Source organism: Mycobacterium kubicae (assembly GCF_015689175.1).
Taxonomy (GTDB): domain Bacteria; phylum Actinomycetota; class Actinomycetes; order Mycobacteriales; family Mycobacteriaceae; genus Mycobacterium; species Mycobacterium kubicae.
Genome location: NZ_CP065047.1, coordinates 5,327,039 through 5,349,788, shown reverse-complemented (window position 1 = coordinate 5,349,788; position 22,750 = coordinate 5,327,039). Strand labels below are relative to the sequence as shown.

Here is a 22,750-nt window from a genome sequence, read left to right as displayed (position 1 = left end):
AGTCAGAAAGTCACCGCGCTTTCTTCGGGGAGTACCTGAAAGTCGACGGTGGTCATCTCGGTGAGTCGGCCGTAGTAGATGCCGCGGGCATCCGGGGCCACGATGCCCTGGTGAATCGGCACCGCGTGCGCGGGCGACACCGCCCGCAGATAGTCGACGGCTTCGGAGATCTTCATCCACGGGGCGGCGGCCGGGGTCGCCAAGACCTCGACGGGTTCGTCCGGGACGAACAGCGCATCGCCGGGATGCATGAACCTGGCACGCTGTTCGCCCTCGTCCACCAGAAACGAAATGTTGTCTATCACAGGCAATTCCGGATGAATCACCGCGTGCTTTCCGCCGACCGCACGCAGGGTGACCTGCCCGACGGTCAGCTCGTCACCCACATGCACCGCCTGGCACGGTGATCCCAGCTGCTCGGTCGTTTGCGGGTCGGCATACAGGGCGGCATCGGGGTTTCCGTCCAACAGCGCCGGTAACCGCGTGCCGTCGACGTGATCGGGGTGCTGATGGGTGATCACGATGGCGGTCAGGCCGGTGATTCCCTCGAATCCGTGCGCGAAGGTGCCGGGATCGAACAGCAGGCGGGTCTGACCGAACTCGGCGAGCAGGCACGAATGCCCGAAATGCGTCAGTTGCATGCTTACGATTGTGCCCTGATGGGGACCATGCGGCTGCGGGTGTTCCTGGCGGCCGTGGTGGTCGCCGGCAACCTCGTGGTCGCGCTCCTGGTGGTGACGCCGGCGCAGGCCGATCCGGAGACCTGTCCGCCGGTCTGCGATCAAATTCCGGGTACCGCGTGGATTGCGCGGCGGTCCATCCCGCTGGATTCGGTTTACGGGTGGCCGGCGCTGGCCGATGCGGACGTACCGCTGATCCGCACGACGCCGCGGTTCCGCTTCGAGCAGGTGTGCGCCACGCCTGCCGCCGCGCAGGACAGTCGTGACTCCGCGGTCTCCGCACAGGTGATCGTCGCCCACCCCGAGGGCCAATGGCAGCTGCAGGCGCAGATTCTGCATTGGCGCGGTGACACCGCCCGTGGCGGCGCTATTGCGGGAGCGGTGTTCGGCACGGCCGTCGCCGCGCTGCGCGCCTGCCAACAGGGCGCACCCACGCAATCGCCGTCGGTCACCGACGACGAGCCGACGCGCATGGCCGCGGTGATCAGCGGTCCCGTCGTCATGCACACCTACCTGCTCGCGCACGTAGCGAGCAGCACGATCAGCGAACTGACGCTCTGGGCCACTGCGCCACAGATGCCGTGGCCGGTGGTCGCCGACTCGGCCGTCCTCGACGCCATGACGGCGCCGTTGTGCGAGGCCTATATCGCCTCATGTCCATGACGTTCTGGATGACCTTCCGGGGGACAGCGTGGGCGGTGCTTTCGCCGGTAGAGTTGGCCTGGACTCTTTGCCCGTCGCCGGGCGAAACGATCAGATCTCAGGAGGAGCGCCGGTGAGCCGGGTGGTCGTGCATGTGATGCCCAAAGCCGAGATTCTTGACCCGCAAGGTCAGGCGATCGTCGGTGCGCTGGGGCGGCTCGGGCACCCCGGGATATCGGATGTGCGGCAAGGCAAGCGGTTTGAGCTGGAGGTCGACGACACCGTCGACGATGCCACGCTGGCTGAAATCGCCGAATCGCTGTTGGCGAACACGGTGATCGAGGACTGGACCATCACCCGGGAGCCACAGTGACCGCGCGAATCGGTGTCATCACCTTCCCGGGCACCCTGGACGATGTGGACGCCGCCCGCGCCGTACGGCGGGCGGGCGGCGAGGCCGTCGGTCTGTGGCACGCCGACGCCGACCTCAAAGGTGTCGATGCCGTAGTGGTGCCCGGCGGGTTCTCCTACGGCGACTACCTGCGCGCCGGTGCCATTGCCAAGTTCGCCCCGGTGATGGGCGAAGTGGTCGAGGCGGCCGAGCAGGGCATGCCGGTGCTGGGCATCTGCAATGGGTTTCAGGTGTTGTGTGAGGCCGGATTGCTGCCGGGCGCACTGACCCGCAATGCCGGCTTACATTTCGTGTGCCGTGACGTGTGGTTGCGGGTGGCGTCGACGTCCACTGCCTGGACGTCACGATTCGAGGACGACGCCGATGTGCTGGTGCCGCTGAAATCCGGCGAAGGCCGTTATGTGGCGCCGCAGGAGGTGCTCGACGAGCTGGAGGGCGAAGGCCGGGTGGTCTTCCGCTACCACGACAACATCAACGGTTCGCTGCGTGACATCGCCGGTATCAGCTCAGCCAACGGTCGGGTCGTCGGGTTGATGCCGCACCCAGAACACGCCATCGAGGCGCTCACCGGTCCCTCCGACGATGGGCTGGGCCTGTTCTACTCCGCGCTCGACGCGGTCATGACGGCCTGACCGACTAGGCGGGGTTGCGCGCCGCGCGAGGTGCCGAGGTGCCCGCCGCGTCACGCAATTCCTCGAACGCCGCACTCAGGGCCTCGGTCGCGTCGTGAACATCGTCGAAGGTCTGGTCATCGGTCAACACCGCAATGTTGAGCCGGTCGGCGTAGCTCCACACGGTGATGTTGACCGGCGCGCCCGGCGAAAGGACGCCGGTGGAATAGATTTCGCTGACCGGGGCCCCACCGAAGTGACCCCGCTCGCGCGGTCCCATGACGCTGGACACCGCCACGTTCATCATCTTGTTGGGTCCCTCCCGTCGCGCCAGCCAGCGAAACGCCGCCGGTGCGACCGCCGCCGGCAGGTAGGCCATCATGCGGCCATAGAGGCGGGGACCCATGATCTCGTGGTCTTCCTTGGCAATACGGGTGGCCAGCGCCACCAGGCGCGCACGCTCGGTCGGGTCGGCGACGTGCACGGGCAGCGATACCATCAACCCGCTGATCTCATTGCCGGTGACGCGCTCGGACTTGTCGGTGGCGGTGGGCACCGAGGCGATGAGCGGGCGCTCCGCATGACCGTCGTAGCGCAGCAACAGATTTCGCAATCCACCGGCGGCCACGGTCAAGACCAGGTCGTTGATGGTGACGCCCAATCCGGCGGCGGTCGCCTTGACGTCGGCCAGCGGCAGTGTGGCGCTGGCGAATCGGCGCTGCGCGGACACCACATGGTTCATGAAGGTCGGCGGTGCGTTGAAGGCGTCGGCAAGATCGGAATGGCTGCCACGTTGCCGGGACCGGCGGCGGACACGCGCCAACCCCACCACTGCGTCCTTCAGTAACCCCGGCAGTTGAGCGGCCTGGTGGAGGTGGTCCCGTAATGCCGCGCCTACCAGGTCAATGGACCCGGGTGCCCGGCAGGCTTGCCCCGGATCGCGCTCATCGGTGACCGCATCGGTGAGATCCATCGCTCGGGCCAACAGGTTGGCGGAGGCGACGCCGTCGGCCAGTGCGTGGTGCACCTTGCCGATCACCGCAAACCGATTGTCGGCCAGACCCTCGGCGAAGTGAAACTCCCACAACGGGCGGCGGCGGTCCAGTGGCGTGGACGCCACTTGCCCGATGACCTGGTCCAGTTCCCGCCGGCCACCCGGCGCCGGCACCTGTACCCGTCGCAGGTGATAGTCCAGGTCCACCTCGCAATCTTCCAGCCACATCGGGTGGTGCAGCCGCAGCGGTATGTCAATGAGCTTGTACCGCAACGGATCCAGCAGGTGTAAGCGGCGGCGCAGGTGGTGGCGGAACACCTCGAAGCCGAACTCGCCGTCGAACTCCGACACGTCGATGACCGCCACCTTCAGCGTGTGGGTGTGCAGGTTCGGCGTCTCGCTGTAGACCAGCATGGCGTCCATACCGTTGAGTCGTCTCACGGTACCCGCCAGTTAGCCCAACACGGGGAAGCGGCGCTGCGCCGCCAGGCGCTGCAGCGCGGTCTCCATGACCGAACGGACGTGGGCATCGACCTGCGCAACGTCAGGGTCCGCACCGAAGCGGGCGGTGATGTCGATCGGTTCGAGGACCTCGGTGACGATCTTGGACGGCAACGGCAGATTGGGCGGGAAGATCATGCTCAACCCGAACGGCACGCCGAAGCTCAGCGGCAGGATGTCCAGCCTGGCTTTGGTCAGTCCGAGTCGGCGCGCCAGCCAGTTGCCGCGGGTCAGGAACAGCTGAGTCTCCTGGGCGCCGATCGAGACCGCCGGCACGATCGGTACGCCGGCTTCGATGGCGGTGCGGACGTATCCGGTGCGCCCGTTGAAGTCCACCGTGTTGGCGCTGAGCGTCGGCCGGTAGGAGTCGTAGTCACCACCGGGGAAAACCAACACCACTGCACCGGAATGCAGTGCCGCTGCGGCGTTTTCGCGACTGGCCTCGATGACACCGAGCCGCCTGAGCCAGCTCTCCAGCGGCCCCACGAACAGTCCGTAATGACCCAGCGTGTACACCGGCCGGTCATATCCGAAGGCGGCGTAGAAGGCCGGGCTGAAGATCATGACGTCCGGGGTCAACATGCCCCCGGAATGGTTGGACACCACCAGTGCTCCACCGGCGGCGGGGATGTTGTCGAGGTTTCGCACCTCGGCGCGATGCCAGCGTTTGAGCACCGGCCCGACGGCGTCGACCACCTGACGCGTGAAGGCCGGGTCCCACTTGGCGATCTCGTGATCGTCGCCCGCTGCCACGGTCTTGCCTCTCCGTCTGTCTCCTCGATGCCGCATCCGACGAGGGGTGTGCGCGTTTGAGCATATGTTACTCTCGTTTTAAGAGAATGTCATATCCGCTGGTGCGGTCGATCAGCAATCCGAGGTTGAAATGACCGAAAAGGTTCTTGTCACAGGGGGATTCGGACTGGTCGGATCCCAGACGGTGCGTCGGTTGGCTGCGGATGGGCACCACGTGATCGCCACCGACCTCGGCACCGCCGCGCAGCGCAAGGCGGCTGGGTCACTACCCGCCGGCGTCCAGGCGCGCTGGGCGGATCTCACCGACACCGATGAGGTGAACCGACTCGTCGCCGAGACGGCGCCCACGGTGATCATCCATCTGGCCGCGGTGATCCCGCCGGTCATCTACCAGCAGCGCGAACTCGCCCGCCGGGTCAACGTCGACGCCACGGTCGCATTGCTGAGGGCCGCCGAGCAAGGCGGCAACCGCGTGCGATTCATCCAGGCCTCCAGCAACGCCGTGCACGGCGCCCGCAACCCGCACCGGTACGACGAGTTGCTCCAGCCGGATACTCCGCCATCTCCGTCGGACCTCTACGGCGCCCACAAGGCCGAAGTCGAGGAGTACGTCCGCTCCTCGAGTCTGGATTGGGTCATCCTGCGGTTGGCTGCGGTCATGAGTGTCGACTTGGGCGCGATGCCGTTCAGTGCCGACGCGTTGTTCTTCGAAAGTGCGCTGCCCACCGACGGGCGGGTGCACACCGTCGACGTACGCGACGTCGCCACCGCGTTCGCCGCTGCGGCCACCGCGGATGTGGGCGGGGAAATCCTGCTGATTGGCGGAGACGAATCGCACCTGCTGCGACAGGGCGTGGTGGGTGCAGCACTGGCCGCCGCGATGGGCTTGCCCGACATCCTGCCGGGTGGGCGGCCGGGCAATCCGGACAGCGACGAGGATTGGTTCGTCACCGATTGGATGGACACCAGTCGCGCCCAGCAGGTGCTGTCTTTTCAGCACCACACGTGGCCGGGCATGCTCGCCGAGATGCGTTCGGTGGCCGGGTGGCGCCGGTATCCGTTGCGGGTGGTGGCGCCGCTGGTCCGGCAGTTACTCAAACGCCGTGCGGCTTACCGCAATTCGCCTGGCCGCTATGCCGATCCTTGGGGTGCGATCAAGGCTGAGCTCGGCGACCCCTGGCCGGATGCTGGGTTAGCCAGCAGCGCTAGCTCACCCGGCTTGCAGCAGGGACTGCGTCGGTAGTTCGTCGGACGGGGCCAATCCGCTGAAGAGTTCGACGGCTGCGCCCAGGGCGCGGTCGACGAACTCACCGAAGTCCTCGAAGCGCACGCGCTCACCAACCCAGTGCGAGGCGGACACCGTCACACCGATGCGTTGCGGATCGGAGGATCCGTGCACCACCGCGGCGAGCTCGCCGTTGTGCTTGTTCCACTCCGCGACCCGGTTGCTCAGCGTTCCAGCGTCGGCAACGGGATAAAAGCTTGCCGGAGTGGCCCGCAAGGTCAATGTGTCGCTGTGCGGGCCCGGGATCCCCAGATGCACGTGCATGCGGGGTCGGCCGCAGTTGACGACGAAGAAGAACTCACCATCGTGTTGACCGCGGAAGTACCGACGCCCCCGGCTATGCAGGTAACGTTCGATCAGCTCGGTGGTCAACGGCTCGCCCATCGGCTCGGTCATGTTACTCATGTTGAGGCCGGCTCCTATGTGGAACCTTTGCGGCAGGGAAAGCGCTGCCGAAGAATCAGTTGAGAATTTGCTGAGGGGAGCTCGATGGTGGGCTTGCGCGTGGACCGATTCGACCACATCGTGCTCAATTGCCGCGACGTGGAGGTAAGCGCCCGCTGGTATGAGCGGGTGCTCGGGATGACGCGTGAGACGTTCGGTGCGACGGGCAGAACCGCGCTGCGCTTCGGCGATCAGAAGATCAACCTTCGCCCGCTCGGGGCGCTGGCCGAGGACCCGGACTGGGTGACCGGATCGGTCGAGGCAGCCGGTTCGGCGGACCTGTGCTTCGTCACCGGCGCCACCCCGGAGCAGGTACGCGAACACCTGAGTGCCAGCGCAGTGGTGATCACCGCGGGGCCGGTGCAAAAGCTCGGCGCACTGGGTCCGATGATTTCGCACTACTGCCGCGACCCGGACGGCAACCTCATCGAGATCGCCGTCTACTGAACGACTTACCGGGCGCCATCGAGAAGTAGGTCGACGAGACGATCGCCGAAGGCGTGGTCGACCGCGTGATCGATGAGCGTCACCCGAGCCAACGCGGTGCCGATGAACGCGTCGATGATCAGCGCGACATCGGCGTCCGCGCGGATCTGTCCCCGGCTTTGCGCCCGTTCGAGCAGGGACCGCACCCGCTCGTACTCGGACTGCAGCGCGACCTCCCGCACCAGCCGGGCCAACTCCGGTGCGGACCCGATCTCGGCGAGCAGGCCGGGAATGGCGGCACGAGCTTCCCGCGCGGAGAACTCGTCGACGGCCCAGCGGTACGCCTCGCGCAATTCGGCGCGGATGTCACCGTAGTCGGGGATCAGCAGTGTCTTCGTCTTGCCGAAGATCGCATCGAAAACCAGGACCGCGCGGGAGGGATAACGCAGGTACAGCGTCGCCTTGCTGACACCGGCGCGCGCGGCGACCGCCTCCATCGTCAGGCTCGCATAGCCGACTTCGGCCAGCAGTTCGGCTGCCGCCAAGCGGATTGCCGCATCGATTTGCGGATCTCGCGCGCGACCCCTCGACCCCATGAACAAAATACTATACAGTGCGTTTAGGTAGTCGGTGCGTTCAGTATTAGGGAGTAGCGATGTTCACTGATCGCTGGGGTGTCACAGACGAGGAAGTAGCCCGGCCGTTCCCCTGTGACGACAACATCCGTCGGCCGAAATCTCGGTTATGGCGTGGCGTGTCGGTTGCTGCACCGCCAGATCGGGTGTGGCCGTGGTTGATTCAGATCCGGCTGGCGCCTTATTCCTATGACTGGATCGACAATGGCGGTCGGCGTTCGCCCCGGGAGCTTCGTGGCCTGGCGGATCCGGTGCCAGGCGAAACATTCACCAGCGCACTGGGTCGTCCGATCGGGCGGGTGTTGTCGGTCGAGCCGGGACGCCAACTGACCGGGCGCATCGGCGACGTCGTCATGTCCTACCTCCTCGAACCCGACGGCGATGGCACGCGGTTGCTGTTGAAGATCGCCTCGCCGTGGGGCTGGCCGTTCGCGGCCCTGTTGAGTGTCGGCGACCTGATCATGGCCCGGCGTCAACTCCTCAACTTCAAGCACCTGGCCGAACGCGGTCAAAGTTGCGCACTCGACGCAACCTCGGAAGTCCGATGACGTCTGCGACCGAAGTGCGAGTTCCTGCCCCGGTCGAGGAGTTGCGTCTGCTCGACCGAATCGACTACCAGGACGCCTACACGGTGCGTACCGAGGCAGCGCGAACACCGGAGCAATGGATGCGGGCGTTCCTGGAAGGCGCGCCGCGCTGGTTCCAACTGCCGTGGGCCGGCTTGGGAAAGGCGCTCCTGGGCGCGAAATTCGGCCCGGTGAACCCGACACCCGGCTATGTCCTCGGATGGAAGATTCTGCACCGAAGCGCCGAATCGTTTGTCGTCGGGCTGGATTCTTCGGCCGGGCTGCGAGCCCGCCTGATCGCCATGACGCCGCCGGGGCAAGCCCTCATCGCCACGCAGATCGAACTCGACACGGCTTACGCGCGAACATCATGGTCGGTGATCCGACGGGGCCATCGGTTCTTCGCGCCGTACCTGCTGCGCCGCGCGGCGCAAGCGCATCCTCACACCAGGACGTAAGCCGAATCGCGGTACGCCTCGAGGAGCCGCAACCACAACTCGCTGATGGTGGGGAAGCACGGGACGGCGTGCCACAGGCGGTCGACAGGCACCTGGCCGGCGACCGCGATGGTGGCCGCGTGCAGAAGCTCGGTGACGCCGGGACCGACCAGGGTGAGCCCCAGGATGTGGCAGCGATCCACGTCGACCACCATGCGCGCCCTGCCGGTGTATCCGTCGGCGAAAAGCTTTGCGCCCGTTACGGCGTCACCGATCTCGACGTCGATGGCCTTCGCGCGGTGCCCGGCCTGCGCGGCCTGCTCTGCTGTCAGACCCACCGCCGCGACTTCCGGATCGGTGAAGAAAGCTTGCGGCACCGCGTGATGGTCGGCGGTGGTGGCGTGCGTGCCCCACGGTGCGGTATCGAGCGGTCTGCCGGTAGCGCGGGCGCCGATGGCGGCACCGGCGATGCGGGCCTGGTATTTACCCTGGTGGGTCAACAGGGCGCGGTGGTTGACGTCCCCGGCGGCGTACAGCCAGCCCTCCTCGACCCCCCGCACTCGACAGGTGTCGTCGACCTCCAGCCAGCTGCCCGGCCGCAAACCGACTGTCTCCAAACCGATATCGTCGGTCAACGGGGCCCGGCCGGTCGCGAACAGGATTTCGTCTACCTCAGCTTCGCTACCGTCGTCCAGCTCGAGGGTGACTGGTCCGTGTGGGTCGGGGCGGCGCAGCGCGCGCACGGATACGCTCGTGCGTACGTCGACGCCCAGCTCGGCGAGGCCTTGGTGCAAGCGTTCACCCACGAACGGCTCCATCCGGGGTAGCAGCTGCGACCCGCGCACCAACAGGGTGACCGCGGATCCCAAACCCTGCCAGGCAGTGGCCATTTCGACACCGACACCGCCGGCACCGACCACGGCCAGCCGGCCCGGTACCGAACTGCTGTCGGTGGCCTGGCGGTTGGTCCACGGGCGGGCCTCGGCGATGCCCGGCAAGTCAGGCAGCGCGGGACGGCTCCCAGTGCACACAACCACTGCGTGCCGAGCTGTCAGCGCAAGTTGACCGTCGTCTGAAGACACCGTGACGCGTCGCGGACCGTCCAAGCGTCCGTGGCCGCGGATCAGCGTCGCGCCGATGCCGGCAACCCAGTCGGCCTGGCCGCTGTCGTCCCAGTCGCTGACATAGCGATTGCGACGCTGGAAGACACCGGCCGGATCGATGGAGCCGGTGACGGCTTGGCGCGCACCGTCCACCCGCCGGGCATCCTCGATCGCCAGGACCGGACGCAGCAGCGCCTTGCTCGGCACGCACGCCCAATAGGAACACTCGCCGCCGACCAGTTCGCGTTCGACCACGGCGACGCTCAGCCCCGCCGCCCGAGCCCGGTCGGCGGCGTTCTGCCCCACCGGTCCTGCGCCGAGTACGACGACGTCGAATTCGTCCTGCTGGTCCGCTGCCATGCTCAACGATCCTTTCGGTGAGGTTCCTTGCAGAAAAGCTACTCACGTGTTGCGGTCAGCGGCCATCCCCGCAGAGGTGACGCGCGAGTGCGCGCAGGTCAGTGACCACGACGTCAGGTCGTGGCAGCCCGTCGGCGGGCAGAACCGCATTGCCTGGTCGGGAAACCAATGCCGAGCGCAGGCCCACATTTTGCGCACCCAGCAGATCCCACGCGTGTGCCGCCACCATCACGCAGTCGGCGGGCGCAACATCGAGCGCGTCGCACACCTGGCGGTACACCGCCGGCGCCGGCTTGAAGGCCTGACAGGAATCGACGCTGAGTTGCTGTTCGAAGAAGTGGGCGAGTCCGGCGTTCTCCAGTGAAGTGGGGCTGCCCGGGATGCGCGGTGAGTTGGTCAGGGTGACCATCCGAAACCCGTTGTCGCGCAGTGTAGTGAGCGCTTCCGCCGCGTCAGTGTGCGCGGGCATGGTGCGTAACAACGTGGTGAGTCGTTCGGTGTCGTCGTCGGAGATTGCCACCCCGCGAATCTCGCCCAGCATGCGCAACACCGCCTGGCCCAGCGTGAAGAGATCGACGTAATTGTTGGACAGCGTGATCGTCATCGAGTACATGATGAGCTGGTTGAACCATTCGCGCAGCACCCGTTGGTCACCAAACAAGTCGGTGAATAGTGGTGTGAGCGAATCGATGTCGATCAATGTCTCGTTGACGTCGAAGACCAGTATGGACGGTGGCACGGTCAATCCTCCACTTGCTTTCGGTCGGGAAGGTCCGGCCGCAAATACCCGATCAGACACAAACAAATCAGGGCCATTGCGGCCACCGGCCAGCGCAACGCAATGACGGCCGCCGCGCTGAAGATCCCGATCGTCAGCACGGACCGCATCCGCAGCATGCGCCGCATCTGGGTCGGCACATCATCGTGCGCGGGCCGATCGATCGCCTCCCAGCAGAGCGCGAGATAGGTGACGTTCACCAAGACGAAGACCGCGGCATACAGCGCCACCGGCGCGTCCCCCAGACGGGTATCGGCGATCCATTCGGTGGTGAAAGGAAGCAGTGAGACGGAGAACAGGTGCGCGAAATTGGACCACACCAGACGCGGCGTCGCCACGTCCGCGTAGTTGAACAAGTGATGATGGTTGACCCACACGATCGCGATGAACAGGTAGCTGACCACATAGCTCAGACCTGTAGGCCACAGCGGTAGCAATGCGCGGAAGCTGTCGGCGGCAGGTGGTCTGAGTTCGAGCACCAAAACCGTGATGATCACCGCGAAGACGCCGTCGGAGAACGCTTTTACCCGGTCCGGACTGGCTTTTCGCGTGGTCACGGTGGAACGTCGGATCCGGAGTGCCAAATCAGCACTGCCCGGTCACTCGGGATCCATGACGACTACCATTTTCCCGCCGGCTTGCCCGGCCTCCATCAGCTGATGCGCTTGTCGGATTTCATCGAAGCCGAAAACATGTGACGGTGCGGCGTCGAGTTCACCATCGGCAACCTGCCGCGCGATGTCGGCCAGCGGCACGTCGGACAACGGAAACCCCGGCGTGCCAAAGACGAAGCTGCCGAAGAAGTTCAGGTTGACGCCGCTGGCCATCCGTAACAGCGGATTGAAATCCGCGATGGGCGCCAATCCACCGAGCCATCCCGCCAAACAGGCGGCCCCGCCGCGGCGCAACATGTCGAGAGAGTCCAAGATCGTGCTGTTGCCCACCAAATCCAGAACGGCGTCAATGTGTTTGGCTTCGGCGATAGTTGCGGCCATGTCGCGCCGCTCCACTTCCGCCCGGACCGCGCCGAGGCGCTCCAGTAGGCCGAAGCGCTCCTGGCTACGACTGGTGGCGATGACGCGGGCACCGGCGGCCACCGCCATCTTGACGGCGGCCTGCCCGAATGACGATGTGGCACCGCGGATTACCACCGTTTGACCCGCCTGCAGGTCGAGGTTGCGGAACAGACAAGTCCAGGCCGTCGCGAAAGTTTCGGGCAGTGCCGCTAACTGCGACCAGGGCAGGTCAGAGTCGATGAGGGCGACGTTCGCCGCTCGCACGCGCGTGTATTCGGCGTAGCTGCCGTTGATTGTTCGTCCCAAGCCACCCATCAATGCCGCGACCTTCGCACCGACGGGAAATTCACCACCGGGGCACGCCTCGACGACACCGACACATTCGATGCCGCTGACCTCGGCGGCTTCGGCCCATTCCCCCCGGCGCATGTGCATCTCGGCATGGTTGATGCCGAAACCCTTGACTTTGATCACCACCTCGCCGTCCTTGGGCAGCGGCTTGGGTATGTCGGTGTAGACAAGTCTGTCGAGGCTACCGAACCCGTCCAACACGATGGCGCGCATGGTTTCACCGGTGTCCTTCTCCCGTACCACGGTAGGTGTGGTCGGCGGCGAGCTGATGGTGGACATGTGACGCCTCGATCCGATCGACTGAGTGGGCTACCGGTCCCAGTATTATGGGCCGGGCCGCCCAATTTTGTCTAGCTGCGGAACGAGCGAACGTAGTCCACCGCGGCGTTGAGCGCGGCTCGCAGTGGTGCGGGGTCGCCGGTGGCGTGTGTGACCATGGCGCCGCCCTGATGCGCGGCGACCAGTGCCACCGCCAGGTGCTGCGGGTCCGCTTCGGGGCGTAGGTCACCACGTTGGCGCATCATCGTCAGGCCATCGCGCAGCAGTTGAATCCACTCGTCGTAGCCTCGGGACAGGTCTTCGTGCACTTCCTCGTCGGCGTCGATCAATTCCCCCGCCAGCGACCCGTAGACGCATCCGCCGACTCGGTAGACGGTGTCGATGTCGGCAATGCAGGCATCGGCCCATGCCTGGAGCGCGTCAAACGTGTTCAGCTGGGCCAGTTTCGGCTGTGCGTGGAATGCCTGCACATGTGCGCGGCGCACCGCGATCACCTCACGAGTGAGGTCACGTTTGTCCCGGAAGTAGTGCGCGATTTGCGACCCACCCACCGAAGCCATGGTGCGCACGTCGTCGATGCTGGTGTTGGCGATGCCGCGCTCGAACATCAGCCGGGCGGCCACGTCGACGATGCGCGCGCGGGTCGCCAGTCCCTTGCGGGTGAACCGCGGTGTGGCATCACCGGACACGTCGTCGCCTTGGATCAGCTTGCCCGGTTGCTTTTGGCGCGCCGGCGTCGCGGCGGGCGTGGCGCTCTTTCCGCGGGGTCAGTAGCGAAGATGCGCAGATAGTTGACAGCGAATCGAATCGCATCTGCGTGCGGCCATTCCTCCCGATAGGTGTAGGCCAGCGTGCCGCCGCCCTGGTGAGCGCTGACAATGACCATGGCCAGATGGCGCGGATCAGCCTCAGCTACCAGCACTTGGCGATCTTTCATGCGCTGAATCGCCTTTTCCAGCAACGCGATCCACTGCCAGTAACCGGCGCCCAACGCTTCGCGGGTGCGGGGTTCGGCATCGGAGTCCGACTTAGCCAGCTTGGCGGCCAATGCGTGATAGGTCGGTGTGCCGGTGCCTTCGATGCGACGCAGGTAGCGCATGTTGAGGTCGATCCATCGCTCGAAGTCGTCGAACGAGTCCAATTCGCCGAGCTTCGGTTGACGGTGGAAGTCGAGCACCACGCCCATCTGGCGGGCTATGACGGCGCGGACCAGCGCGCCCTTGTCGGTGAAGTAGTGGGCAAGTTGAGAACCGCTGACCGACGCGGCCTTGCGAACGCTGTCCATTTTGAATGCGGACAGGCCTTCGTGGACGATCAAGTCCGCCGCCGTCTGCACGATGCGATCTCGGGTGGCGCGCCCCTTGGGCGTCAACCGCCTTTCGTTGCCATCGTCCGGATCGCCCATGGTGTCAGGCTAACTCGTTAGCCGCCTCAACTATGGGATATCCAGCCCATTGGTGAAGCAGACGTGATCAGGCGGTGCGGTGGTCCCGGGCCAGGAAGGACCGGACCAATCCGGCGACTTCGGGTAGCGCCGACTCGAGAAGAAAGTGCCCGCCGTCGAGCAGATGGATTTCCGCGTCGGGTAAGTCGGTGGCAAAGGCTCGCGCGCCTTCCGGGCCGAATATCTCGTCGCCCCGACCCCAGACCGCGAGGAGGGGAACGCCGGTGGCGCGGAAGTACTCGTGCAGGCGCGGGTACAACGGCGCGTTGGTGGCGTAGTCACGGAACAGCTTCAGCTGCACCTGGTCGTTGCCGGGACGAGACAGAAGCGCGTAGTCGTGGTACCAGGATTCGGGGTCTACCAGGGATTCGTCGCCGACCCCGGTCAGGTACTGCCAACGCGTCGCATCCAGGGTGAGGAACTGCCGAACTGCGGCCTCATTCGCGGGTGTGGGGTCGTTTTGGTAGGCCCACACGACTTTCCAGAAGCTCTCGACGAAGCCGACGTCGTAGCCGTTGCCGTTCTGGGTGATGATCGCGGTGATCGCGGTGGGCTCGCGGAGGGCCAGACGCCACCCGATCGGGGCGCCGTAGTCCTGCACGTAGATCGCAAACCTGGTGATTCCGAGGTGTCTCAGCAGTCCGGCCGTCAGGTCGGTGAGGGCGTCGAATGTGTAGTCGAACTCTTCGACCGGCGGAGCGTCCGATAGGCCAAAGCCCAAGTGGTCCGGTGCGATTACGTGGTATCGGTCGGCCAACGCCGGAATCAGGCCGCGGAACATGTATGAGCTGGTGGGGAATCCGTGCAAGAGCACCACGGCCGGGGCGTCGGCAGCGCCGGCTTCGCGGTAGAAGAGCCGCCGACCGTCGACGGTGGCGTAGCGGTGGTGTACAGCGAGCACGACTGCCTCCTGCTCTTGTTTTTGGGACGGCCATCCCAGTATGCATGAAAGTGAGGGGGATGCAATGTTGACCGTTGCGTGCAGGCGCCATACTGTGGGTGGTTTGACCCATTCTCGGGAATCGCGAGGAGCGAAAGTGGGCAAACTCGTATCGGTGAACGTCGGGATGCCCAAAGACGTTCGTTGGGGCGAGAGGGTTGTCCACACTGGCATATGGAAGACAGCCCTCGACGGGCCAGTCGCGGTGCGCCGCCTCAATATCGACGGTGACGGTCAGGGTGATCTAGCGGGCCACGGTGGTGAGCATCGCGCGGTCATGGTGTATCAGACCGAGTCCTACGATTTCTGGAAGCATTATTTGAAGCGGGATGACCTACAGGCCGGGCACTTCGGCGAGAACTTCACTATTACCGGGCTCGCGGATGCTGACGTCTGCATCGGTGACCGGTACCGGATTGGCACCGCCGAGTTCGAGGTAACCCAGCCGCGTGTCACCTGCTTCCGCGTCGGGTTGCGACTCGGTGTGCCGGAAATGCCCAAACTACTTGTGGCTCAACACCGTCCGGGATTCTACTTCCGGGTGATTACTGAGGGTCAGGTGCGGGCGGGCGACGACATAGTGCGTTCTCGTCGCGGTCGCCATGAACTGAGTGTGGCCGATGTGGACGCGCTCCTTTATCTGCCTGACCGCAATATCGACCAACTCCGCAAGATCGTCGACGTTCCGGCGCTAAGCCCTGGATGGCGGCAGTCCTTCGTCGACATGCTAGCCGCGCATGACAGCCGTACCGCGGCCACGCCATTACCGATCGGAACCGAGCCGGGATGGAACGGATTTCGTTCGTTGCGGGTCAGCGCAACGTCGTTAGAAACTCCCCAGGTGTTGTCAATTCGGCTTCGGGCCGACGGTGACGGCCCGCTACCGACACCCCTTCCCGGTCAATACCTGACGGTCAAGGTTCCTGGGGCGGGAAAACCCGCACCGCTGCGGAGCTACTCGCTGTCCGGAGACCCCGCGGCGGGCGAATACCGCATCAGCGTCAAGCGTGACGAGCACGGATGGGTGAGTCGCTGGTTGTGCGACCACATCAAGGCCGGCTCCTCCATAGAAGCCGCCGCTCCGCGTGGCGACTTCTATCTCGCCGAGGGCAGTACTCCGGTCGTGCTGATCTCGGCGGGGATCGGCGCGACTCCCCTACTGGCCATGTTGCATACGCTGGCGGCCGCAGTCAGCAGTCGAGAAATCTGGTGGCTACATACCACTCGGAATCACAAAACTCACGCCTTCGCCGCCGAAGTAACGGGGCTCATTGAATCACTTCCTCGTGCGCGTCAGCGGGTGTTTTATACCGAATTGCATGACCGACTCGACCATGATGCCATCGCGTCGCTGGGCTTGTCCGCCGACACAACGGTGTACCTCTGCGGGCCAACGCAATTCATGACCGACATGCGCTCTGCGCTGACCGACGTCGGAATCGATTCGGCACGCGTCCACAGTGAACTGTTCGGCGCCCTGCTGGCTATCAATCCGGGTATCGTCGCTGCGCCACCTCGGTCGCCGCATCAGCCTGGCGGTCCACCGGGTAGTGGCCCGGCAATTACGTTCGCCCGCAGTGGGCTTGAGGTCAACTGGTCGCCCAGCTACGGCAGTATTCTCGAGCTTGCTGAAGCGTGTGATGTGCCGACCCGGTTCTCCTGCCGAAGCGGGGTGTGTCACGTCTGCGAAACCGGGGTTATCGCAGGAACGACGAAATATGTTCAGTCACCCCTGGAACCGCCCAATTCTGGTTCCGTGCTTATCTGCTCGGCTGAGCCGGTGAGCGACGTGGTACTGGATTTGTAGCGGCGCGGGCGTTGTGGATGGAATCGGCACTATGGACAACGCCGTCCAGGTGTCGGCCTGTTGCCTCACGTCAAGATGCGCGCGAGGGGGGATTCGTTGCCTCACGTAAACGTGCGCGCTTATTGATTGGGGGTTGGGCGCCGGGCGCAGCTTTGCTGGTGGTCAGGGTGAACAGCTGGGCGGTCAGGGCTTGTACCTGGCGTTGGGTGGCGGCGGGATTGATCAGCGAGTAGGTCCGGGTCAGCGCCACGATGCGTTGCACGGTCGTGGTGGGGTGATCGATTGTTCGGTGAAAAGGGGTGGTGGCTCTGTCGTGTTTTTTGGATACCTTGGCGCCTTTGCGGACTTTGGAGATCAGTTTCTGCTGTGGGTAGAAGTAGTTGGTCAGCCTGGAGTGCAACTGCCAGATCTCGTTGAGTAGCAACAGTTCTGCTGCGGTGTCGTAGCGGTGGTAGCCGACCACGGTGCGCACCACCGCCCAGTTCTTTTGCTCGACGTGACAGCCGTCGTTTTTGTTGCCCGGCCGCGCCCGGGTGAAGGTGATCTGGCGGCCTTGGCACCATCCCAGCAGGTGGTCGTTGATGAATTCTGATCCGTTGTCGGAGTCCACCCCCAGGATCGGGAACGGCATTTTGTGGGTGATGTCATTGAGCGCTGCCAGTACGCATTTGGCGGTCTTGTCGGGCACTGAGCGGTTCTCGGTCCAGCCTGTGGCGATGTCGGTGACGGTCAAGGTGAATGCATGGCCTCCGCCGCGGTTGCCGCCGTCGTGCCAGACCAGGTCGATTTCGACGAACCCGGGTCGAGCGTCGTCCCAGTCGGCCCAGGTGCGCACTGGGATCTGGCTTTTGAGCAGCGATCCCGGCTTGGTACCACAGCGTCCCCGCTGGTATTTGGCTCGCTGATCGGCCAGACGGCGATCGATGGTGGCCGCCGACATCGACACCAGCAGTTCGGCGGTGCCCTCGTCGAGGGTCAGCTCGCCGAAATGGCGCAGCACTGCCACCAGTTCACTGAGCATCGGCGCGAGCCGTTTGCCGGCCGGCATCCCCAGCACCCTCCAACAGACCGTCAAAGCCGCGATGACCTCAGGCCCGTACTTCACCGGACGCGGACTGCGCGGGGCAACGATCCTGGGCCGCAGGGCGGCTGCGAGCGCCTTGCGCGCGTGGTTTCGGTGCCACCCCGTATTGGCGGACAACTCGTCAAGAATCCGACTCTTAGCGCCCTTGCTCGCCAGCTGGTAGCGGGTCGCGGCCGCTTCGGTGATTGCTCTGCGCTGCGCCAACGTCAACCTCATCCACTGGGCCTACGCGCGCATTTTCCATGAGGCAACGAACCACCCTTTCGCGCGCATTTCTGACGAGTCAACGCGGTCGGTGGCCGGCGATATCATTCGAACATGCGTTCGGATCGGGAGAGTATCGTCGGGGTGCTGGACCGGCTCGATGCTGTCACCGACGACCTACTGAACCTGTCGTGTGCCGAGCTGACGGTTCCGGAGTTGCTGCGGGTGGCGCTGCGCTTAGAGCGGGTCGCGCGCCGGTTGCCCGCGGCCCAGCATGCGGTGCTGAATCTGCTTGCCGAACAAGCCGATCCAGCCCAGCTGGGCGGCAGACTGCCCTCGGTGTTGGCCAACCGGCTGCATGTGACCCGCGCCGAAGCCAACCGCCGCCTGGCCGAAGCCGCCGACCTCGGCGAGCGCCACACCCTGACCGGACAAACCTTGGCGCCCTATCTCAGCGCCACCGCCCAAGCCCAGCGCGACGGCCGCATCGGTGACGGACACGTGCGGGTCATCCGGGACTTCTTCAAACACCTACCCGCCCACGTGGACGTGGAGACCCAAGAGAAAGCCGAAGAACATCTGGCAAAGTTGGCCGCTCAGTATCGGCCCGACCAACTGGCGAAGTTGGCCGAGCGGCTGATGGACTGTCTGCATCCCGACGGGGACTACACCGACGACGACCGCGCCCGCCGGCGCGGGCTGAGCCTGGGGAAGCAAGACGTCGATGGCATGTCGCGGCTCACCGGCTACCTGACCCCCGAAGCGCGCGCCACCCTAGAAGCCGTACTGGCCAAGCTGGCCGCCCCGGGCATGTGCAACCCCGACGACCAGACACCCTGTGTCGAGGGCGCGCCGCCCGAAGACGCGATCCGCCACGACCTGCGCTCGACGGCCCAACGCAACCACGACGCGCTTAACGCCGCCTGCCGGGCCCTGCTGTGCAGCGGCGACCTCGGCCAGCACAACGGCCTACCCGCCTCCATCATCGTCACCACCACCCTGCGGGAGTTGGAAGCCGCCGCGGGGAGAGGGTTGACCGGCGGGGGCACCCTGCTGCCCATGTCCGACGTCATCCGGCTGTCCCGCCACGCCCACCACTACCTGGCCATCTTCGACCGCGGCAAAGCCCTCGCGCTGTATCACACCAAACGCCTAGCCTCCCCCCCCAACGCATCGTGCTGTACGCCAAAGACCGCGGCTGCACCGCCCCCGGCTGCGACGTCACCGGCTACTACTGCGAAGTCCACCACGTCATCCCCTACGCACAGTCCCGCACCACCGACATCAACCAACTCACCCTGGCCTGCGGCGGCCACCACCCCCTCGCCGAACAGGGCTACACCACCCGCACCAACACCCAAGGCCACACCGAATGGATCCCCCCACCACACCTCGACCACGGACAACCCCGCACCAACACCTACCACCATCCGGAAAAACTCCTCAGCGACGGAGACGACGAGGATGCGGCGTAGCCCGGCGCGGTGCCTAACCCGCCGTCGCGCTCAACGCGACGGAAGCTTCGGAGGTGTAGCACAGGAACGTCAAGGTCTCCTGCAGATACAGCTGCACGGTGTCGGCGTCGTGGCTGAGGTAGCCGATCGATACGTCGGTACCCAGCTGCAGGTCGAAATCGCCACCGCGCGTAGTCAAGACGAACGCACCGTCAATGGCCGGCGCCCAGATGATGTCCCCGTCGACCAATCGATTGATGTGTTCCAGGATTGGATAGCCATGTTCGGTCGTCTCGCTGACTTTGGTGTAGACGTCCGCCGACAACAGCACCGAATACGGTCCGTCCACACCGGCCAGTCGCAGACTCGACAGGGCCCGGGTGATGACGTCGGGGATGTCGCGGGGATCGTCGGGGAGCGTGAGGGCCGGGTTGGAGCTGCAGGTCCTGATGCCCTCGATGGAGGCGGCGGAATAGCCCTCGAAGATCGTCCGGTCCTCGACGAACGCCAGCTTCTTGGCCGCCTTCTTGACCGGATCCCAATCGGAGTCGTTGGACCCACGCTCGACGTCGTCGATCTCATTACGGGACAGCGTGAACGGAACACGCAGCCGGACAAGGGGTTTGGCAGCTCGCAGGTGCGCGATCACGCCGTCGCCGGGGGCCTGGACGTCGATCAACCGCCCAGTGCTGACGGCCGCGGCGACCGGCCCACCCGGTTCGCTGACGTCGACCACCCGCCGCCCGGCGATGTGTCGCTTGAAAGTCCGTGCCGCCTCCAACTCGATTCCATCCCAAGCTGATTCGGTGACCGGTGCCAGTTCGCGGTACAGGTTGTTCATCGAGGCGTTCCTTTCAGGCTGCCAATCGCGAGTGATCCGTCGTCGGAGCCGGCAGTGGCCGGCTGAGCCGGGGCCGGCGGACCGGGCAGCGGGGGCGGATCGTCGAGAAAGTCGACGGTGGGGGAGAAGAACAAGCCGCCGGTGACCGCGGTGGAGAAGTCCAGGATGCGGTCGGTGTTGCCCGGTGGGTCGCCGAGGAACATGTTGCGCAGCATCTGTTCGGTGACCTCGGGTGTGCGGGAATAGCCGATGAAATAAGTGCCGTACTCGCCGGCGCCCACTTCGCCGAACGGCATGTTGTGCCGGACGATTTTCAACTCGGTGCCGTCGTCGTCGGTGATCACGTTGAGCGCAATATGCGAGTTGGCCGGTTTCTTGTCCTCGCCGAGTTCGATGTCCTCCAACTTGGTTCGGCCGATCACCAGCTCTTGCTCGGTCACCGACAGTGACTCCCAGCCCGCCATGTCGTGCACATACCTCTGCACGTGCACATAACAACCACCGGCGAAGTCGGGATCTTCATCACCGATCTGTGTGGCGCTGACCGACAACGGGCCATCCGGGTTCTCGGTGCCGTCGACGAAGCCCAACAGGTCCCGGTTGTCGAAGAACCGGAACCCGTGCACCTCGTCGACGACGCGCACCGCGCCGGCCATCTCCTTGAGAACACGGCCGGCGAGTTCGAAGCAGAAGTCCATGCTCTCGGCCCGGATGTGGAACAACAGGTCTCCGGGTGTCGCCGGCGCGGCTTGCCGCGGACCGTGTAGCGGCGTGAATGGGTGCAATTCGGCCGGCCGCGGCCCGACGAACAACCGGTCCCACGCGTCGGACCCGATCGACGTCACCATCGACAGCCGTTTCGCCGGGTCCCGAAACCCAATCGCGCGCACCAGTCCGGGCAGCGCGGGCAACGCATCGTGCACGGTCGCCTCGCCGCCGTCGTTGATCGTGGCCACCAAGAAGATCGCAGCGGGGGTCAACGGCTCCAAGATCGGCTGCGGCAAAACGGCGGGCACAGCCAAAGACCCTAAAGCGTCGGTGCTAAACATGGCTACATGGCGGCCAACGGACAAGCATTGTGCGAATTCATCGATGCCTCTCCCTCGCCCTTCCACGTCTGCGCGACCGTGGCCCGGCGCCTGCTCGACGCCGGATACACCGAGCTCGCCGAAGCCGACCGGTGGCCGGACCAACCCGGCCGCTACTTCACCGTCCGATCCGGGTCGGTCGTCGCATGGAATTCCGAAAACAGCTATAGCCCAACGCCTTTCCGGATCATCGGAGCGCACACCGACAGCCCGAACCTGCGCGTCAAGCAGCATCCGGATCGGCTGGTGGCCGGCTGGCAAGTGGTGGCGCTGGAACCGTACGGGGGAGCGTGGCTGAACTCCTGGCTGGACCGTGATCTCGGGATCAGTGGCCGACTGTCGGTCCGCGACGGCGCCGGGGTGAGCGATCGGCTGGTGCGCATCGATGACCCGATCCTTCGCGTTCCGCAGCTGGCCATCCATCTGGCCGAGGACCGCAAGGCCGTCACGCTCGACCCGCAACGACACCTCAACGCCGTCTGGGGCGTAGGTGAGCGCATCGAGTCCTTCGTCGGCTACGTGGCGCAGTGCGCCGGAGTGGCCGAAGACGACGTGCTCGCCGCGGACCTGATGACCCACGATCTGACACCGTCTGCCGTGATCGGTGCCGACGAGAGCATGGTCAGCGCACCGCGCCTGGACAACCAGGCCAGCTGCTACGCCGGGCTGGAAGCACTGCTGCAAGCCCAACCCGGCGACGTGCTGCCGGTGCTGGTGCTATTCGACCACGAGGAGGTCGGCTCCACCTCCGACCACGGCGCCCAGTCCAACCTGCTGACCACCGTCTTGGAGCGCATCGTGCTGTCCGCCGGCGGCAACCGTGAAGACCTGCTGCGACTGCTGCCCGCCTCACTGCTGGCCTCGGCCGACATGGCACACGCCACCCACCCCAACTACCCGGAGCGGCACGAACCCGGCCACTGGATCGAAGTCAATGGGGGCCCGGTGCTCAAGGTGCACCCCAACCTGCGCTACGCCACCGACGGACGCACCGCGGCCGCCTTCGCCCTGGCCTGCGAGCAAGCCGGGGTGCCGCTGCAACGCTACGAGCACCGCGCCGATCTGCCCTGCGGGTCGACGATCGGGCCGTTGGCCGCGGCCCGCACCGGAATCCCCACGGTCGACGTCGGCGCACCCCAGCTCGCGATGCATTCCGCGCGGGAGCTGATGGGCGCCCGCGACGTCACCGCCTATTCGGCCGCCCTGCAAGCGTTCCTTTCACCGGCCAAGTAGGCCTAGGGTCGGGCGGTATGACGCTGCACATCGAGATGGTCACCATCGACTGCGCCGATGCCGCGAAACTGGCCGGCTGGTGGGCCGAGCACTTCGGCGGCACCACTCACGAACTGCTGCCGGGTGAGTTCATCGCGGTATCCCGGCCGGAAGGTCCCCGGTTGGGCTTCCAGCAGGTGCCTGACCCGACCCCGGGCAAGAACCGCGCCCACCTGGACTTCACCGCCGCCGACGTCGATGCCGAAGTGGACCGGCTGATCGCCGCGGGAGCCACCAGGGTCGGCGGCCGGCAGATCGGCGACAACTTCCGCTGGGTGGTTCTGGCCGACCCCGAAGGCAATCAGTTCTGCGTGGCCGGGCAGTAGCGCGACCCGCCCACCTA

At 65.4% G+C, this 22,750-nt stretch carries 25 protein-coding genes and 1 pseudogene; 11 read left to right on the top strand and 15 right to left on the bottom strand.

Translation table 11 applies throughout. The annotated features are described in order from the left end of the window. Positions 1–2: 2 nt before the first annotated feature. Positions 3–641, bottom strand: a complete 639-nt coding sequence (locus tag I2456_RS24990) for an MBL fold metallo-hydrolase (protein ID WP_068026110.1) — start codon at positions 639–641, stop codon at positions 3–5. On the opposite strand from I2456_RS24990, the gene I2456_RS24985 reads away from it, so the two are divergent. The 3 genes from I2456_RS24985 to purQ all read left to right on the top strand — a co-directional run bounded on the left by I2456_RS24985 (position 618) and on the right by purQ (position 2,366). After that, positions 618–1,343, top strand: a complete 726-nt coding sequence (locus I2456_RS24985) for an ATPase (RefSeq protein WP_174814218.1) — start codon at positions 618–620, stop codon at positions 1,341–1,343. The genes I2456_RS24990 and I2456_RS24985 overlap by 24 nt on opposite strands. Before the next feature lie 112 nt (positions 1,344–1,455). Continuing rightward, complete coding sequence (gene purS, locus I2456_RS24980; protein WP_068026133.1) at positions 1,456–1,695, top strand: phosphoribosylformylglycinamidine synthase subunit PurS; 240 nt, start codon at positions 1,456–1,458, stop codon at positions 1,693–1,695. Then, on the top strand, positions 1,692–2,366 hold the full coding sequence (gene purQ, locus I2456_RS24975; protein WP_068163645.1) for a phosphoribosylformylglycinamidine synthase subunit PurQ: 675 nt from the start codon (positions 1,692–1,694) through the stop codon (positions 2,364–2,366). The genes purS and purQ overlap by 4 nt, the downstream gene beginning before the upstream one ends. A gap of 4 nt (positions 2,367–2,370) precedes the next feature. Here the strand turns inward: purQ and I2456_RS24970 are convergent, their stop codons facing one another. Both I2456_RS24970 and I2456_RS24965 read right to left on the bottom strand, forming a co-directional pair. Beyond that, positions 2,371–3,780, bottom strand: a complete 1,410-nt coding sequence (locus tag I2456_RS24970; RefSeq protein ID WP_174814219.1) for a WS/DGAT/MGAT family O-acyltransferase — start codon at positions 3,778–3,780, stop codon at positions 2,371–2,373. Positions 3,781–3,792: 12 nt separating this feature from the next. Beyond that, positions 3,793–4,629, bottom strand: coding sequence for a lysophospholipid acyltransferase family protein (locus tag I2456_RS24965; RefSeq protein ID WP_068023544.1), 837 nt, complete (start codon positions 4,627–4,629; stop codon positions 3,793–3,795). 94 nt (positions 4,630–4,723) lie between these two features. Between I2456_RS24965 and I2456_RS24960 the strand changes: the two genes are divergently transcribed. Then, entirely contained in the window at positions 4,724–5,836 is a 1,113-nt protein-coding gene (locus tag I2456_RS24960) for an NAD-dependent epimerase/dehydratase family protein (protein ID WP_085074985.1), read from the top strand. On the opposite strand, the gene I2456_RS24955 is transcribed toward I2456_RS24960, so the two are convergent. Beyond that, positions 5,804–6,283 (bottom strand): hypothetical protein, encoded by a 480-nt coding sequence (locus tag I2456_RS24955; protein ID WP_241007802.1) that lies wholly within the window; start codon positions 6,281–6,283, stop codon positions 5,804–5,806. The two genes, I2456_RS24960 and I2456_RS24955, sit on opposite strands and share 33 nt — an antisense overlap. Before the next feature lie 84 nt (positions 6,284–6,367). Between I2456_RS24955 and I2456_RS24950 the strand changes: the two genes are divergently transcribed. Beyond that, entirely contained in the window at positions 6,368–6,769 is a 402-nt protein-coding gene (locus I2456_RS24950; protein ID WP_085074986.1) for a VOC family protein, read from the top strand. A 5-nt stretch (positions 6,770–6,774) separates the two neighbouring features. Here the strand turns inward: I2456_RS24950 and I2456_RS24945 are convergent, their stop codons facing one another. After that, positions 6,775–7,344 (bottom strand): TetR/AcrR family transcriptional regulator, encoded by a 570-nt coding sequence (locus tag I2456_RS24945; RefSeq protein ID WP_085074987.1) that lies wholly within the window; start codon positions 7,342–7,344, stop codon positions 6,775–6,777. A gap of 59 nt (positions 7,345–7,403) precedes the next feature. On the opposite strand from I2456_RS24945, the gene I2456_RS24940 reads away from it, so the two are divergent. Then, positions 7,404–7,931 carry an SRPBCC family protein gene (locus tag I2456_RS24940; protein WP_085074988.1) on the top strand — a complete coding sequence of 176 codons (528 nt, stop codon included), beginning with the start codon at positions 7,404–7,406 and terminating at the stop codon, positions 7,929–7,931. Then, positions 7,928–8,407, top strand: a complete 480-nt coding sequence (locus I2456_RS24935; protein ID WP_085074989.1) for a hypothetical protein — start codon at positions 7,928–7,930, stop codon at positions 8,405–8,407. The genes I2456_RS24940 and I2456_RS24935 overlap by 4 nt, the downstream gene beginning before the upstream one ends. Here I2456_RS24935 and I2456_RS24930 read toward each other — a convergent pair. The 7 genes from I2456_RS24930 to I2456_RS24900 form a co-directional block, all read right to left on the bottom strand. Further along, positions 8,392–9,849 (bottom strand): dihydrolipoyl dehydrogenase family protein, encoded by a 1,458-nt coding sequence (locus I2456_RS24930; protein WP_085074990.1) that lies wholly within the window; start codon positions 9,847–9,849, stop codon positions 8,392–8,394. The two genes, I2456_RS24935 and I2456_RS24930, sit on opposite strands and share 16 nt — an antisense overlap. 55 nt (positions 9,850–9,904) lie before the next feature. Further along, positions 9,905–10,588, bottom strand: a complete 684-nt coding sequence (locus I2456_RS24925) for a haloacid dehalogenase type II (protein ID WP_085074991.1) — start codon at positions 10,586–10,588, stop codon at positions 9,905–9,907. A 2-nt stretch (positions 10,589–10,590) separates the two neighbouring features. After that, complete coding sequence (locus I2456_RS24920; RefSeq protein ID WP_085074992.1) at positions 10,591–11,184, bottom strand: TMEM175 family protein; 594 nt, start codon at positions 11,182–11,184, stop codon at positions 10,591–10,593. 42 nt (positions 11,185–11,226) lie between these two features. Further along, positions 11,227–12,273 (bottom strand): zinc-binding alcohol dehydrogenase family protein, encoded by a 1,047-nt coding sequence (locus I2456_RS24915; protein WP_085074993.1) that lies wholly within the window; start codon positions 12,271–12,273, stop codon positions 11,227–11,229. Between the two features lie 71 nt (positions 12,274–12,344). After that, positions 12,345–12,962, bottom strand: coding sequence for a TetR/AcrR family transcriptional regulator (locus I2456_RS24910; RefSeq protein ID WP_241007801.1), 618 nt, complete (start codon positions 12,960–12,962; stop codon positions 12,345–12,347). 14 nt (positions 12,963–12,976) lie between these two features. Continuing rightward, a complete protein-coding gene (locus tag I2456_RS24905) occupies positions 12,977–13,678 on the bottom strand; it encodes a TetR/AcrR family transcriptional regulator (RefSeq protein WP_085074994.1) in 702 nt (233 codons plus the stop codon). Between the two features lie 67 nt (positions 13,679–13,745). Continuing rightward, positions 13,746–14,618, bottom strand: coding sequence for an alpha/beta fold hydrolase (locus I2456_RS24900; protein ID WP_085074995.1), 873 nt, complete (start codon positions 14,616–14,618; stop codon positions 13,746–13,748). A gap of 136 nt (positions 14,619–14,754) precedes the next feature. Between I2456_RS24900 and I2456_RS24895 the strand changes: the two genes are divergently transcribed. Further along, the gene (locus I2456_RS24895; RefSeq protein ID WP_085074996.1) at positions 14,755–16,464 is read left to right on the top strand and encodes an MOSC and FAD-binding oxidoreductase domain-containing protein; all 1,710 of its coding nucleotides are present in this window, start codon (positions 14,755–14,757) and stop codon (positions 16,462–16,464) included. Positions 16,465–16,534: 70 nt separating this feature from the next. Here the strand turns inward: I2456_RS24895 and I2456_RS24890 are convergent, their stop codons facing one another. Then, positions 16,535–17,764, bottom strand: a complete 1,230-nt coding sequence (locus tag I2456_RS24890; RefSeq protein WP_205880188.1) for an integrase catalytic domain-containing protein — start codon at positions 17,762–17,764, stop codon at positions 16,535–16,537. Between the two features lie 102 nt (positions 17,765–17,866). Between I2456_RS24890 and I2456_RS24885 the strand changes: the two are divergent. Beyond that, positions 17,867–19,227 (top strand): annotated as a pseudogene (locus tag I2456_RS24885) (HNH endonuclease signature motif containing protein). Positions 19,228–19,240: 13 nt separating this feature from the next. On the opposite strand, the gene I2456_RS24880 reads toward I2456_RS24885, so the two are convergent. Then, positions 19,241–20,047, bottom strand: coding sequence for a family 1 encapsulin nanocompartment shell protein (locus I2456_RS24880; RefSeq protein ID WP_085075299.1), 807 nt, complete (start codon positions 20,045–20,047; stop codon positions 19,241–19,243). Beyond that, on the bottom strand, positions 20,044–21,069 hold the full coding sequence (locus tag I2456_RS24875; RefSeq protein WP_163703960.1) for a Dyp-type peroxidase: 1,026 nt from the start codon (positions 21,067–21,069) through the stop codon (positions 20,044–20,046). Before I2456_RS24875 ends, I2456_RS24880 begins: the two co-directional genes overlap by 4 nt. A gap of 33 nt (positions 21,070–21,102) precedes the next feature. Between I2456_RS24875 and I2456_RS24870 the strand changes: the two genes are divergently transcribed. Continuing rightward, positions 21,103–22,368 carry a M18 family aminopeptidase gene (locus I2456_RS24870; protein WP_085075301.1) on the top strand — a complete coding sequence of 422 codons (1,266 nt, stop codon included), beginning with the start codon at positions 21,103–21,105 and terminating at the stop codon, positions 22,366–22,368. Positions 22,369–22,385: 17 nt separating this feature from the next. Continuing rightward, on the top strand, positions 22,386–22,733 hold the full coding sequence (locus I2456_RS24865; RefSeq protein WP_068023486.1) for a VOC family protein: 348 nt from the start codon (positions 22,386–22,388) through the stop codon (positions 22,731–22,733). Positions 22,734–22,750 lie beyond the last annotated feature (17 nt).

Excerpts from the sequence above, each read along its gene's own strand:
- I2456_RS24985 (WP_174814218.1), top strand. The coding sequence starts at position 618 with ATGCCCGAAATGCGTCAGTTGCATGCTTACGATTGTGCCCTGATGGGG.
- I2456_RS24990 (WP_068026110.1), bottom strand. The coding sequence starts at position 641 with ATGCAACTGACGCATTTCGGGCATTCGTGCCTGCTCGCCGAGTTCGGT.
- I2456_RS24965 (WP_068023544.1), bottom strand. The coding sequence starts at position 4,629 with ATGCGGCATCGAGGAGACAGACGGAGAGGCAAGACCGTGGCAGCGGGC.
- I2456_RS24960 (WP_085074985.1), top strand. The coding sequence starts at position 4,724 with ATGACCGAAAAGGTTCTTGTCACAGGGGGATTCGGACTGGTCGGATCC.
- I2456_RS24955 (WP_241007802.1), bottom strand. The coding sequence starts at position 6,283 with ATGAGTAACATGACCGAGCCGATGGGCGAGCCGTTGACCACCGAGCTG.
- I2456_RS24950 (WP_085074986.1), top strand. The coding sequence starts at position 6,368 with ATGGTGGGCTTGCGCGTGGACCGATTCGACCACATCGTGCTCAATTGC.
- I2456_RS24945 (WP_085074987.1), bottom strand. The coding sequence starts at position 7,344 with ATGGGGTCGAGGGGTCGCGCGCGAGATCCGCAAATCGATGCGGCAATC.
- I2456_RS24940 (WP_085074988.1), top strand. The coding sequence starts at position 7,404 with ATGTTCACTGATCGCTGGGGTGTCACAGACGAGGAAGTAGCCCGGCCG.
- I2456_RS24935 (WP_085074989.1), top strand. The coding sequence starts at position 7,928 with ATGACGTCTGCGACCGAAGTGCGAGTTCCTGCCCCGGTCGAGGAGTTG.
- I2456_RS24930 (WP_085074990.1), bottom strand. The coding sequence starts at position 9,849 with ATGGCAGCGGACCAGCAGGACGAATTCGACGTCGTCGTACTCGGCGCA.
- I2456_RS24915 (WP_085074993.1), bottom strand. The coding sequence starts at position 12,273 with ATGTCCACCATCAGCTCGCCGCCGACCACACCTACCGTGGTACGGGAG.
- I2456_RS24905 (WP_085074994.1), bottom strand. The coding sequence starts at position 13,678 with ATGGGCGATCCGGACGATGGCAACGAAAGGCGGTTGACGCCCAAGGGG.
- I2456_RS24890 (WP_205880188.1), bottom strand. The coding sequence starts at position 17,764 with ATGAGGTTGACGTTGGCGCAGCGCAGAGCAATCACCGAAGCGGCCGCG.
- I2456_RS24880 (WP_085075299.1), bottom strand. The coding sequence starts at position 20,047 with ATGAACAACCTGTACCGCGAACTGGCACCGGTCACCGAATCAGCTTGG.
- I2456_RS24870 (WP_085075301.1), top strand. The coding sequence starts at position 21,103 with ATGGCGGCCAACGGACAAGCATTGTGCGAATTCATCGATGCCTCTCCC.
- I2456_RS24865 (WP_068023486.1), top strand. The coding sequence starts at position 22,386 with ATGACGCTGCACATCGAGATGGTCACCATCGACTGCGCCGATGCCGCG.